At 52.7% G+C, this 13,297-nt stretch carries 10 protein-coding genes; 2 read left to right on the plus strand and 8 right to left on the minus strand.

The features are described from left to right. Positions 1-10 precede the first annotated feature (10 nt). The 4 genes from R3I13_RS00040 to R3I13_RS00055 form a co-directional block, all read right to left on the minus strand. Positions 11-1,207 carry an AAA family ATPase gene (locus R3I13_RS00040; protein ID WP_346315853.1) on the minus strand — a complete coding sequence of 399 codons (1,197 nt, stop codon included), beginning with the start codon at positions 1,205-1,207 and terminating at the stop codon, positions 11-13. Positions 1,208-1,325: 118 nt separating this feature from the next. Further along, on the minus strand, positions 1,326-2,246 hold the full coding sequence (locus R3I13_RS00045) for a M20/M25/M40 family metallo-hydrolase (RefSeq protein ID WP_346315854.1): 921 nt from the start codon (positions 2,244-2,246) through the stop codon (positions 1,326-1,328). 56 nt (positions 2,247-2,302) lie between these two features. Continuing rightward, positions 2,303-4,144: a membrane protein insertase YidC gene (yidC, locus tag R3I13_RS00050; protein WP_346315855.1), complete on the minus strand. Its 1,842-nt coding sequence runs from the start codon at positions 4,142-4,144 to the stop codon at positions 2,303-2,305. A 119-nt stretch (positions 4,145-4,263) separates the two neighbouring features. Further along, the gene (locus tag R3I13_RS00055) at positions 4,264-5,919 is read right to left on the minus strand and encodes a CTP synthase (RefSeq protein WP_346315856.1); all 1,656 of its coding nucleotides are present in this window, start codon (positions 5,917-5,919) and stop codon (positions 4,264-4,266) included. Positions 5,920-6,260: 341 nt separating this feature from the next. On the opposite strand from R3I13_RS00055, the gene R3I13_RS00060 reads away from it, so the two are divergent. Then, positions 6,261-6,785 carry an acyl-CoA thioesterase gene (locus R3I13_RS00060; protein ID WP_346315857.1) on the plus strand — a complete coding sequence of 175 codons (525 nt, stop codon included), beginning with the start codon at positions 6,261-6,263 and terminating at the stop codon, positions 6,783-6,785. Positions 6,786-6,938: 153 nt separating this feature from the next. Here R3I13_RS00060 and R3I13_RS00065 read toward each other — a convergent pair whose 3' ends face one another. The 3 genes from R3I13_RS00065 to R3I13_RS00075 are packed head-to-tail and all read right to left on the minus strand — an operon-like array spanning position 6,939 to position 10,450. Beyond that, complete coding sequence (locus R3I13_RS00065; protein WP_346315858.1) at positions 6,939-7,520, minus strand: bifunctional precorrin-2 dehydrogenase/sirohydrochlorin ferrochelatase; 582 nt, start codon at positions 7,518-7,520, stop codon at positions 6,939-6,941. Positions 7,521-7,524: 4 nt separating this feature from the next. Then, a complete protein-coding gene (gene cobA, locus R3I13_RS00070) occupies positions 7,525-8,301 on the minus strand; it encodes a uroporphyrinogen-III C-methyltransferase (protein WP_346315859.1) in 777 nt (258 codons plus the stop codon). A gap of 28 nt (positions 8,302-8,329) precedes the next feature. Then, a complete protein-coding gene (locus tag R3I13_RS00075) occupies positions 8,330-10,450 on the minus strand; it encodes a nitrite reductase (protein WP_346315860.1) in 2,121 nt (706 codons plus the stop codon). Between the two features lie 583 nt (positions 10,451-11,033). Here R3I13_RS00075 and hxpB point away from each other — a divergent pair. Further along, on the plus strand, positions 11,034-11,693 hold the full coding sequence (gene hxpB, locus R3I13_RS00080) for a hexitol phosphatase HxpB (protein ID WP_346315861.1): 660 nt from the start codon (positions 11,034-11,036) through the stop codon (positions 11,691-11,693). A gap of 58 nt (positions 11,694-11,751) precedes the next feature. Here the strand turns inward: hxpB and R3I13_RS00085 are convergent, their stop codons facing one another. Further along, positions 11,752-13,287 carry a SusD/RagB family nutrient-binding outer membrane lipoprotein gene (locus R3I13_RS00085; RefSeq protein ID WP_346315862.1) on the minus strand — a complete coding sequence of 512 codons (1,536 nt, stop codon included), beginning with the start codon at positions 13,285-13,287 and terminating at the stop codon, positions 11,752-11,754. Between the last annotated feature and the right edge of the window lie 10 nt (positions 13,288-13,297).

Below are 13,297 nucleotides of genomic sequence, written 5' to 3' on the forward strand. Positions count from 1 at the left end.
GCCGGCCTTTTCAGTATAAGAACCCAAATAACCAGAGCGGTACTTTGTTCAAGGCTCCCGCTTCAATATCATCTGAAACAATCCAGGAATGATCAGTGTCTTTAATTTGCACATTCGATTTACCCCTGCCTCCTATTTCGAAAGTATAACGCTCATCTACCAGGAAATCGCCCGCCGGCGGCAAGTCTGCCTGATGACCGGCATTATAAAGCTGATTAAGGAAAAAGGATTCTCTCAGCGTTCCCTTGTCGATATTTTCTACTGACAACACATACTGCAAATTGGTATTTTCCAGGAATATTTTATCCGGCTTTTGCAGGGTACTAATGCTTTTTCCCGCTGCGGTAAGCGTATTAATAAGCCGCGCTTTTTCGAGGTAGTGCATATATTGTACAAGTGTGGCCCTGTTAATGCCTGTTTTCTCGCTGAGCTTGGCAATATTGGGCTTGAAAGGCACATTGGTCGCGAGAATATATAATAATTGATAAACTTTCCTGCTATTATGCGGGTCAAAGCCTTCAATGAATTGCAGATCGTTTTCAATAATCAATTTTACAACCTGCTCCAGCCTGATAAAGTAAGTATCCTTATTTTCAGAAAAAAATGGATAATAACCATACTTCAGGTAATCATTAAAATGCTGCAAAGGCCTGAACTTCGTAAGCCAGTCATTTGCCAGCTGCACATGCTTCTTCAGCACATCTTTCAGCGTTACGGGCGGAATATCCACTACACCCGTAAATGCAAGAAATTCCCTGTAAGAAAGTCCGCACAGTTCGTATTGCACTGCCCTCCTGCTCAGATCAGCATTTTGCCTCAGCAGGTCGGTAACGGAAGACCCCGTAAAAACGATATGCAGGTCCTTATAAAAATCATACAGGTTTTTAATCTCCCGGGCCCAGGCCGGATACTTATGCACCTCATCAATAAAAAGTATTTTACCACCTGTCTGGCGAAACTTCTCTGCAAAATCTACCAACCTGTTTTCTGTAAAATAAATATCATCTAAGGTGATATATACCGCCTCATTTCCAACGCCAAAATGTTGTTTAATGTATTGAAGGAGCAAAGTGGTTTTACCGGTCCCACGCGCGCCCAGGATTCCAATCAGCCTGTCTTTCCAATCAATCTTAAAGGCTAACGAACGGATAAACGTCGTCTCTTGCCCCATAACCAGCAGGTTAGACTTAGCTATAATTTTCTCCATATGTTGAACCATTTCAACAAAAATAGCAAATTTTGTTAGTTGTAACTAACAAAAAACAACAAAAATGCTTATCGAAACTAACAATATCGACTTTCCAGGGAATAACTTCTGATCACATTTATTCCCCCTTATACTCCAGCTTCCCCACCTTCATCGCGTTATTGATCAGCTGCACGGCGATCTCCAATATCCCCGCTTCTTCCTTTGCTTTCACTTTCGGCGCGTCGTCGGTGGGTTTGTGGTAGTCGTCGTGGCCGCCGGTGTGGAAGAATAATACCGGTACGCCGGCCACGTAAAAGCTGTGATGGTCCGAGCCGCCTTTGCCTGCGGCGTCGGTAAAGAATTTAATGCCTTCATATTGCACACCTTTGAAGATCTCCGGCCATTCGGCGGCGGAGCCATACCCGCCGATGCCCACGCCGCGCTCCGGGTTATAGCGGCCTATCATATCCATGTTCAGCATGAAGTGCACATTTTCCAGCGAATCGACGGGGTTTTTCGTGTAGTATTTGGAACCCTGCAGCCCCAGCTCTTCACCGCCGAAAGCGATGAACAGGAAATTGAAAGGTTCTTTTTCAGTATTGGAAGTGTAGTAGCGCGCCAGCTCCAGCAGGCCTGCGATGCCGGAAGCGTTGTCGTCCGCACCGTTGTGTATCTGCCCTGCAGGGTATTTGCCGTCGAACAGGCCGGCGGTGCCAAGGTGATCGTAATGCGCGCCGATAATGATCGTATAGGCGGCGGCGTTGTCAAGGAAACCGATCACGTTGCGGCTGCGCAGGTTGTTATGTTTACCGCGGCTGAAAGTGAAGTCCTGGTACCATTCGCCGTGATTGCCAGGCTCGAGGCCCAGCCCGCGGAATTGTTTCATCACGAATCCGCTGGCTTTTTTCCCGCCTTTTTCTTCTGTTCCGCGGCCTTTCAGTTTGTCTGACGATAAATACTTCACTGTCTCAGTGATCCGCTCTGCTGATGGCCTGTATGGCTGTGCAAAGCTGCTGGCAGCTGCCAGTAATAATCCCGCTAGTAATACAACTCTCATATCATTCGTAAAATAAAAAGGCTCCCTTTCGCGGAGCCTTTTTTAGGATAATTATTTTATTTCTTTTTCGGTTGTTTCTGCATTTCCTGCTGGCGTTTCTGCATCTCTTCCAGCCGCTCAGCCCACTTGCTTTTGGTCACCGGCTTGGCTTTGTTCGCCTGGATCTTAGCGTGGATCTTGTCGTGGTTGATGATGAATGTCTGTATCACCCATTGCAGCAGGATGCTGATCACGTTGCTCAGGAAGTAATAGTACGTGAGCGCCGCGGCCAGTTTGTTGAAGATACCCAGCAGCATTACCGGGAATACATATGGCATGTATTTCATCACAGGGTTGCTCTGGTCCGTCATACCGCGGTTGTAGAACGCCAGTATAAGGCTGGTGATGGTCATCAGGATGGTGAAAAGGCTGATGTGATCGCCGTATAAAGGAATGTCGAAGCCAAAGTTGTAGATGGAATCGTAGGTGGAAAGGTCTTTCGCCCACAGGAAACTTTCCTGCCGCAGCTCAATGGAAGAGGGGAAGAAAGAGTACATCGCCACGAGGATGGGCAGCTGCAGCAGTGCGGGCAAACATCCGCCGAGGGGGTTCACGCCTGCGCTGCGGAAGAGCTTCATCTGCTCCATGCCGAATGCCTGCTGGTCGTCTTTATATTTCGCGCGCAGCTCATCCAGCTCGGGTTTCAGCACTTTCATCTTGGCCGCTGATACATAGCTCTGGTAAGTGAAAGGAGCGATGATGAGGCGGATAAAAATGGTGAGCAGCAAAATGATGAGGCCGTAATTGCTGGTAAGGCCGCCCAGGAAGTCGAACACGGGGATGATGATCCAGATGTTCACATACTTCACGAAAGCAAAGATGCCGGAACCGAGGGGGATGATCTTTTGGAGACCAATGTCCATGGCTTTGAGGGTCTTGTACTTATTGGGACCGTAATACACTTCCACGGGGAAGCTGTAGTTGGATGCGCCGTTGTACGGGATGCTCAGGGTGGTCATCTGCTGGCCTACGATATTGCCGCTTTGCGGTACTTTGGTATGTATTTCCGCTGCTGCGAACTTGTCTTTTTTGGCGATGTACGTGATGTTGAAGAACTGCTGCTTGAAGCTGAGCCACTGGATGGGCTTGCTGAGCTTTTCCTCGCTCCTGTTCTGCAGGGTGAAGTAGTCGTGCCCTTCATCCTCAAAGCGGTAATGCACCTGGTTGTTCATGCGCTCCTGCTCCATGTTGTGCTCCTGGCGGTCGGCCTGGCTGTTCCATTGCAGGTTCAGGTTGCCTTTCGGCAGGATGTTCTGCATGTTCACCAGGTTGATCGTATAATCCACCAGGTAGCTGTCGTTCTTCAGCATGTACTGGTACTCGATGTACTGGTTAGGGCCGGCGGCAAGGCGGTAGCTGATGCTCTGGCTGCCGTCGGGATGTTTTTCCAGCTGGCCGGGGGTGAAGTATACGTCTGAGGTATTGATCGTCTGGTTATTGGGCAGGGGGATCTTCAGGCCGGTCCTGTTAAAGGAGCCTTGTTGCAGGAAGAGGGGCTTGCCGTCGGAGGATTTGAACTCCGTGAGCTGGATCAGCCTGGGTTCGCCGCCTTTATTGCTGAAGGTGATCTTTACGAGCTTGTTTTCCAGGGTGGCAGTGGTTTCAGTGCCGGTAGCGCCTGCTGCAAACGGGCCGTATTCGGCGCTGTAGCGCGCGGAATCAGGCGTAGCGGCGGCGGTGGAATCGTTCAGCGTTGCCACGGGTTTTGCCTGTTCCTCCTTGGGCTTGTTCAGGTTGGCGATGGAATCCTGGCGGGCCTTTTCCAGTCTTGCGTTCTCAGAGCTTTTCTGGTTCCAGAAAATATACCCGATCAGTAAAGCGCCTAATAACACAAAACCGATGACCGAATTTCTATCCATGTCGAAAATTAAAATTTAAGGAGCAAAGGTAATATTTACGGCATAATGATGCACGATTTCTGCCAAAGGAAACTGTTAAATCTCCTCCTGCAGCGACCGTGCATCACTTTAAAATTATTTTATTCATGTATCACTTTCTCTTCGGCCTGTTTAGCCTTGCCGTTTTTGTTTTCGGCAAAGTTCTTGGCGGCTTCAATGAAGCTCACGAAGAGGGGGGCCGGGCTTTCCACCGTGCTTTTCAGCTCGGGGTGGAACTGGCCGCCTACAAAGAAGGGATGGCCGGGCAATTCGATCATTTCCACGAGGCCGGTTTCCGGGTTCTTGCCGGAGGCTACCATGCCTGCCTGTTCCATCTGCTCAAGGAAGTCGTTGTTGAACTCGTAACGGTGTCTGTGGCGCTCGCTGATGGCCGTTGTGCCGCCGTAGATCGCTGAGGCCTGTGAGCCTGGCTTCAGGTCGCAGGCATAGGCGCCGAGGCGCATGGTGCCGCCCATTTTGGTCACCTTTTTCTGTTCTTCCATGAGGTTGATCACCGGGTAAGGCGTTTCGGGGTTCATTTCGGTGGAATGCGCTTCGCGCAGGCCCAGCACGTTGCGGGCATATTCCACCACCGCCATTTGCATGCCCAGGCAGATGCCGAAGAAAGGCAGGTTGTTCTCACGGGCATACTGGATAGCCGTGATCTTGCCTTCAATGCCGCGGTGGCCGAAGCCGGGAGCAACCAGCAAACCATCGAGGTTCTTCAGTTTCTCGCACACGTTTTCAGGCGTAATATGTTCAGAGTGAATATTTTGTACGATCACCTTGCATTCGTTCACCGCGCCTGCATGGATAAATGATTCCAGGATGGATTTGTAAGCGTCCTGCAGTTCCACGTATTTGCCGATGAGGCCGATGGTCACTTTGGACTTGGGATATTTCAGCTTGTCCAGGAACTCGCGCCATTTCACCAGCTCGGGCTCTTTCTCCACGGGCAGGTTCATCTTTTTGAGGCAGATCACGTCCAGCTTTTCGCGCATCATTTCCAGCGGCACTTCGTAGATGGTTCCCACGTCGTTCGCTTCTATCACCGCGTCTACCTGCACGTTGCAGAACAGCGCGATCTTCTTTTTCAGTTCGCGGTACATGGGCTCTTCGGTGCGGCACACGATGATGTCAGGATGTACGCCGTTTTCGCTGAGCAGCCTTACAGAGTGCTGTGTGGGCTTGGTTTTCAGCTCTTTCGCCGCACGCAGGTACGGGATCAGCGTGAGGTGCACCACCAGGCAGTCTTCTTCGCCCAGCTCCCATTGCAGCTGGCGTACAGCCTCGATGTAGGGCAGCGACTCAATGTCGCCCACGGTGCCGCCCAGCTCGGTGATCACGATATCATATTTGCCGTCTTTTCCCAGGAGCAGGATGCGGCGTTTAATTTCGTCTGTAATGTGGGGGATCACCTGCACCGTTTTACCAAGGTAAGCGCCTTCGCGCTCTTTGTTGATCACGGTCTGGTAAATGCGGCCGGTGGTAACGTTGTTGGCCTGGGAAGTGGGCGTATTCAGGAAACGCTCGTAGTGGCCAAGGTCCAGGTCGGTTTCGGCGCCATCTTCGGTTACATAACATTCCCCATGCTCGTAAGGGTTCAATGTACCCGGATCCACATTGATATATGGATCAAATTTCTGAATTGTCACTTTAAAGCCGCGCGCCTGCAATAGCTTAGCGAGGGACGCTGCGATAATTCCTTTACCCAATGAGGAAGTAACACCTCCCGTAACGAAGATATATTTTGCCATAAAAACTAAGTTCCTGAAATTTTTACTTGACCAAAGAGGAAGTGCTGCCGGGACTGTTTGGTGTATCCTGTCAAGTAATTTACTTCCATAAGGTCATGCAAAGATACACAAATTTGCCTCGCACCCAAGTTCAATTTCCCGGGGCACATTCCAAAACCGGCTACAATTCAATACAGCAAAGCGTTTCAGAAAATTAACGAAAAAATAGCGGGTTGTACTTTTCATGCAACGGCAGCATTCTGCCCGTCCTGCCCCCATGGCGGAGCGGCAACGTACCCGGTGCATTGCAGCGGGAATTATCACGGCATTCCCGTAATTTTGCCTCCTGAAATATATTTAATATGACCTTAACGCCAAAAAAGGCACAAGAATCCCTGATCCAGATGACGGAGCTGGTGCTCCCCAACGATACCAACACTTTTGGCAACCTCATGGGCGGAAGGTTGATGTACTGGATGGACATTGCCGCCGCCCTCGCCTGCATGAAACACTGCGCGGCGCCGGTGGTAACTGCTTCGGTAGACAACATTTCTTTCGAAAACCCCATCAAGCTGGGCAACGTGGTGCACATCGAAGCCATCGTGACCCGCGCCTTCAATACATCCATCGAAGTGCATATGAAGGTTTGGGGCGAAGACCCGGTGCTGCAGTACCGCTATAAATCCAATGAAGCGTTCATGACCTTCGTGGCGCTGGACCCCAACGGCAAATCGCGGCCCGTGCCGCCGGTAGTGGCCGAATCGGAAGAAGAAAAGAAACTTTTCGAAGGCGCGCTGCGCCGCCGCCAGCTAAGGCTGATCCTGGGCGGGAAAATGAAGCCCGCCGATGCAGGCGAACTGAAAGCACTCTTTTACGAACAGCAATAAAACGGACTGGCGGGCCTCTTAAAAGCCCGCCGGTTCTTTCTGAAACGTACACTCCTCCCCTCAGTCCCGGACAGCTTCCATCAAAAACGAAGGCTGACCCAAAGCCGGGAAGCCTCAGGTCAGCCTTTTATATGAATCGATCTATCAATCAGTTCAGTCCCTGCTCACCAGCACGCTGGTCAGCTCGTTGAGTTTTTTTACTTTCTCCGCAAAGTCCCCCTTCAGCCGGTCGCGGATGGCCTGCAGGTGATGCAGCACGTTTTCCAGCTGTTCCGGGATCGCCTCGTTCAGCACTTCTTTCAGCCTTTTGGCAATGGTGGGCGATTTGCCGTTGGTGCTGATGGCGATCTTGAGGTTGCCTTTCTGCACCACGGACCCCAGGTAAAAATCACAGAGGGCGGGCGTATCCGCCACATTGATCAGCACTTTGGAGGCCTTGGCCTTTTCCCAGATGCAGCTGTTCAGCTCTTTATCCGCGGTGGCAGCTATCACCAGGTCTTTCCCGAAAAGGTCCCCGCAGGAGAATTCTTTCTGCACCAGCGTTACATTGCCGAAACCTTCGGTGATGATGGCCATTTCAGGGGCAAACCAGGTGGCTACAACGGTTACGCGGGCGGCAGGACAGTTCTGCAGGATGGCGGACACTTTCTCGCAACCTACGTTGCCGCCGCCCACTACCAGCACCTGGAGGTGCTCCAGCTTAAAAAAAACGGGAAACAAGTGATTCTGTTCCATGAGATCAAACGGCTAGTTTATAATTATCGGCCAGTTTGGTCTGCAGTTCCTGGAATGCTTCATGGAAACGCACCACCTCGCCGATCACGATGATCGCGGGGTTCTTCAGCCCTTGCTCTTCCGCAAATACCGGCAGGTCCTGCGCTACGCCTACGCCTATCTTCTGTGAAGGCAGCGTTCCGTTCTGGATAATGGCAGCAGGCACCTGGCCTTTGCCGAGCTTGGCATATATTTCCGCAATCTCCTGCAATTTACTCATCCCCATGAGAATAACCACGGTAGTATCTGCCTGGATAGCATATTCCAGGTCGCGGCTCAGCTTGCCGTCCTGCGTGGTGCCGGTGATCACCCAAAACCCTTCGCTGACATTCCTTGCGGTAACGGGTATTTTATTGACCCCGGGAACGGAGATGGCGCTGCTGATGCCGGGGATCACTTCCGTGTCGATGCCGTACTGCTGCGCAGCTGCCAGCTCTTCCTGGCCGCGGCCGAACACGAAAGAGTCTCCGCCTTTCAGGCGTACTACGCTGCCGTATGTCAAAGCATATTTAACGATCATGCGGTTGATCTCCGCCTGGGTATACACGTGCATGCCGGCGCGCTTTCCTACGAAGCGTTTCAGGCAGTTCTGCGGTGCATGGTCGAGGAGCTCGTTGTTAGACAGGGCGTCGTAAAGGATCACGCGTGCCTGCTGGATGGCCTTCAGGCCTTTCACGGTGATCAATTCCGGGTCACCGGGCCCAGCCCCTACCAGCGTCACTTTCGGTTGTTGTGTTTGCATGATCGTACAATTTTTATGGTTGGGTATATCAGGCATTGGCACTTGCGGCCTGCTTCTCCGTGCGGTATTGCTGCGCTTTGTCGTAGAAGGCTTTTGCCTGTTGGTAATATTGTTTTGCGAAGCTCTCGGTAGGCTCGTGCTGGTTGATCTGCAGCACCAGGCTCTTGAAGCTTTCAGCGGGTACTTTGAATTTGCCGGTTTCGACAAAATGTTTGTCGAAATCGTTCATGATGCCATGCTGTGTGTTACAGTTCACGTTCTCGTCCAGCAGGATGCTTTTGGCCGTCTGGATAAGGCAGGCGTAGGAATGGTAGATGCCGTCGGCCCACGCGTTGTTCGCAAAGCTCTGCGCGGCCCATTCCAGCTTTTCTTCTGCTTCAAACAGCAGGGTGGCGATCAGGTCTATCATCACGCCGGCGCATTCGCCCACGCCGATCGCAGTGCTGAATCCTTCGGCCTGGCCCCAGTCGATGAAGTCGCCGTCTTTCAGGCTGGTGAGGTCCGCCAGGGGCTTCAGCAGCTCGTAGAAATATTTTTCGCCGTTGCGGTCGTAGTAGTCGTTGAACAGTTCCTTGTCCTTCGCGTTGGCTTCGTAATCGTGCAGCAGGGTGCGCAGTACGTCAGGACCGCGGCGGCTGGGCACTTTCAGCACTTTGTCGGAGATCCTTCCCGCGCCGTCGGTCAGCACACCGCCGCCAAGCAGTACCTGCAATGCGGGCAGCACTTTACCGCCGCTCTTCAGGGACGAGCCGTGGAAGCCGATGTGGGCAAGACCATGCTGGCCGCAGGAATTCATACAGCCGCTGATCTTGATCTTGATATCGTTGTTGTAGATGAGGTCCGGGAACTCTTCGTGGATCACGCTTTCCAGGGCAGCGGCAATGCCGGTGCTGCTGGAGATGCCGAGGTTGCAGGTGTCTGTGCCCGGGCATGCGGTGATGTCTGCCACGCTGTCGAATCCTGCTGCGGCGAATCCTGCTTCTTCGAGCAGGGAAAAGATGTAAGGCAGGTTCTCTTCACGCACGAATTTCAGCAGCAGGCCCTGGTTCACGGTCACGCGGACATCATCTGCCACCACGGGGCGCAGCCTTTCGAGCAGCCAGCGGCTGGTATGCGATTTGATGTCGCCCAGCGGCACGCGGATGTAAGCGCCGAAATAATCTTTCTGCTTCTGTTCGAAGGTGTTGGTCTTTTTCCAGGCGTCGAACTGCTGCTGGTTTTTGATGGTGTATGCAGGAGCCGTGAAACCATCCGCCGGTACTACATCTGCAGGCCATGCGACGTAGTCGATGGCTACGGTCTTGGATTTGATGGCTTTGTATTCTTCTTTCACAAGGCGCTCAAATTCTTCCATGCCGATCTTCTGGATGAGGAACTTGATGCGCGCTTTATGACGGCTGGCCCTTTCGCCATGACGGTCAAACACGCGGAGCACGCTTTCAATGTAAGGGATCAGCTGGTCTGCCTCCAGGAACTCGAAGGCAGTTTTGGCGAGGTAAGGCTGGGCGCCGAGACCGCCGCCTACCAATACTTTGAAGCCGCGCACTTCCTTGCCGTCCACGATGCGGATCTTAGGGATCACGCCGAGGTCGTGCATGAAGGTGAGCGCTGTATCTTTTTCGCTGGAGGAAAAGGCCATTTTGAATTTACGGCCCATGTCCTGGCAGATGGGATTACGCAGGAAATAACGGAAGGTGGCATCAGCATAAGGCGTGATGTCGAACGGTTCTTCCGGGTCTACGCCTGCTTTATCGGATGCGGTCACGTTGCGCACGGTGTTGCCGCAGGCTTCGCGGAGGGTGATATCGTCCAGTTCCAGTTTGGCCCACAGCTCAGGCGTCCTGTCCAGAGACACGAAGTGTATCTGGATGTCCTGCCGGGTAGTGAGGTGGAGGTTACCGGTGGAATATTCGTCTGAAATATCGGCAATGCGCTTCCATTGCTGGAGGGTCATTTTACCGTAGGGCAGCTTGATGCGCACCATTTGCACACCTTGCTGGCGTTGACCGTACACGCCGCGCGCAAGGCGGAGGCTGCGGAATTTCTCGTCAGACATTTTGCCTTCGCGAAACAACCTGATCTTTTGTTCCAGTTCAATAATGTCCCTTTCTACGATCGGATTTTCCAGTTCGGTTCTGAAACTTTGCATGATAAATTGAATTGCTCGTTATTTAATTGGTGTTCATAACACTTCCGGCACAGGCCTATAAAAACACAGCCTCCGTTTTGCATGTCGGAGGCTGTTCGTTGTATGATTCTGAATTCAGATAATTCATATGTAGCGTCCTCCTCAGTCGGTTGAGACTGACCAACAGCACATGCGCATGTTCATTCTTCTTACTGATGTCGTATTGCCCATATTCCTATAGAATTTGTAGAGTAATACAAAGGTATAGGTCCGGCATGTAAACTCAAAACTTTTTTTTATAAAAAACGGGGATGAATTTTAGAAAATTTCTAACGGGCGGGGCCCGGCGGGGGAAATCCTGCCCGGCTGCCGTTGCGTCGCACTCTTCAGCGGCGGGAGCGCGGAACCGGGCGGGATTCCTCCCCTGCGTCAGCTGGTGCTGGCTGCCGGCGCTTTTCCACCCCGGCGTTCGGGCTGCTGTAGATCTTTTTGCTGCTCCCCAGCTCAGGGAGCTTCGCCCGGCAAAGCGCATCAGCGGGCCATTTCCAGGTACGGCTACACCTTTCCCCGCCTATCCGTACCTTTGCGGCGCAAAAAGTACGATATGATCAACACGGTGATTTTTGATATGGATGGCCTGCTGGTGGATTCTGAGCCCCTTTGGGGCATTGCCATGCGGGAAGTATTCTCCACAGTAGGCGTTTCCCTTTCCCCTGAACTAACCCACCTCACTACCGGGCTGAGAACCAAGGAAGTAGTCAGCTATTGGCACAACCATTTCAACTGGAACAGCAAAAGCCCCGAACAGGTCACCATTGAGATCATAGACAGTGTGACGGACAAGATCCTGCACAACGGCCAGGGCATGGAAGGCCTTCATTACATCCTGGATTTCTTCCATAGCCGCAACTTCAAGATCGGCCTGGCCTCCTCCTCTCCTATGCGCCTCATCCAGTCTGTACTCAACCACCTGGATATCGGTTCCGCCTTCAATGCCGTTGTTTCCGCCGAATATGAACCTTACGGCAAACCCCATCCCGCCGTATACCTGGCCTGCGCCGGCGAGCTCGGCGCCGATCCCCTGGACTGCCTTGCTTTCGAGGATTCCGTTACCGGCATGATCGCCGCCAAGGCCGCCCGCATGAAAGTAGTCGTAGTGCCCGAAGCCCACAAAAGGACCGAACCAAAGTTCGTGCTGGCAGACATGAAGTTGGATTCCCTCCTCCAATTCGGCGAAGAGCAGCTGGAATTGCTGCGCAGGTAAAAAAAACGGCAGGAACTCCCGCTCCTGCCGCTTGTCTATCAATAGTTAACATGGCTGTTTACTTGTCCCACCAAACCTTGGTATCCAGCCTGTCGTTGCCTTGTGCGGCTACCGCGGCCTGGTAATTCTCCCGGTTCACCGTCTGCTCTTTTTGCGGGTAATAGATCCTGTCAGGGATCGCAGTGCCCACCAGCGGGATGAATTGCCTGTTCCTTGCTTCTCCCGGCGCAGCGGGCCATACCACATCGCCGGCCTTCACGAGGAAGCGGGGATAACCCGTCCTGCGGATATCGGCCCATGCCTCGTTGCCCTGCATGTACAGCGCAAGGTATTTCTGCGACAGCACGGTTTCCTGCGTGGCAGGCGGCAGCAGCGCCAGGTAGGCTGTAGTGGCCACCGGGTCCGCCCCCCATTTTTCCAGGGAAGCCCGCACGCCTTTCACATAATCCGCCTGGTTCCAGTTGCGGTATTCAGACAACAGGAAATTCACTTCCGCATATTCGAGCAGCACTTCTGCGTAATCCGCAGCATTCACCGCGGTGCCCGGCAGGCTGATGTCTTCGGCCTTCAGGATGGAAGCCACAGTTGCGTTAAGGCCGTAAGGCTGGCCTACGTATTCATTGTTTTTGTTCACGCGGGCATAGATCTTCAAACGCGGGTCAGGCGCTGTGAAAGGCCCTGTCTGCCCCTTCAGCACGTTGATCAGCAGGTGCGACACGGAAAAATCGCGGCGGTTCTCTGTCACGGTAATGCGGTACAGCGGTGCTTCGTTGGGCGCTTTGGCTTCGTATTTCAGCACGGCGTTTTCCGCGTTGCTCTGTATAAGCCCGCCCGCAATCGCTTCCTGGATATGCGTTTCAGCCAGCTGCGGCAGCTTGGCGCGCACGCGGATGGCTGCACGCAGGCGCAGTGAGTTGGCAAAACGTTTCCAGAGATCGGCCCGGCCTTTATAAATGCCGTCGTAATTGCCGAAAGTATTGGCGTTCACGTCCAGCTGGGCGGCCGCTTCTTTCAGTTCCTTCAGGATGTCTGTATAGATCTTTTCCTGCGAAGCATATTTCGGTTTCACGATGGCCGGGTTCAGCTTCAGCGCCTGGAAGTCAGGATCGCTGCTGCCATAGGAGCTGTAAGGCACATCGCCGAAAGCGTCTGTAAGGGAAATGAACGCGTACGATTTCAGGATGCGCGCAATCGCGATCTGGTTGGCGTTCGGCCCTACGTTTACGGACACCTTCACCTGCGTGAGCGGGTCGGAATTGAGGCGGATGATCTCTTCCAGGTTGTTCAGCGCTTTGTAAGCATTGTCCCAGTAAGCGTCTGAATTAGCCCTGGGCAGGTCGTACCGGCTTTCATTGGTGTACTGGTTCTGCGAAAAATACTGGGCAAACAGCATGCTGCCGCGGAAGTTGCCCGCAGAGCCGCGGATATTATCCAGCAGCTGCTTCTGTGCCTGGGAAAGAATGGTAGTGGTAGGCACATCGGAAGGCCGGTTAGGGTCCTTGTTGATGTCCTCGAACTTGTCGTCGCTGCAGGCGGCCAGGAACAATACGGCTCCTAACGCCAACGTATATATTTTAGAAAGTTGTTGTTTCATGATAGATCAG

The organism is Chitinophaga sp. YIM B06452, from assembly GCF_039655965.1.
Classification (GTDB): Bacteria; Bacteroidota; Bacteroidia; order Chitinophagales; family Chitinophagaceae; genus Chitinophaga.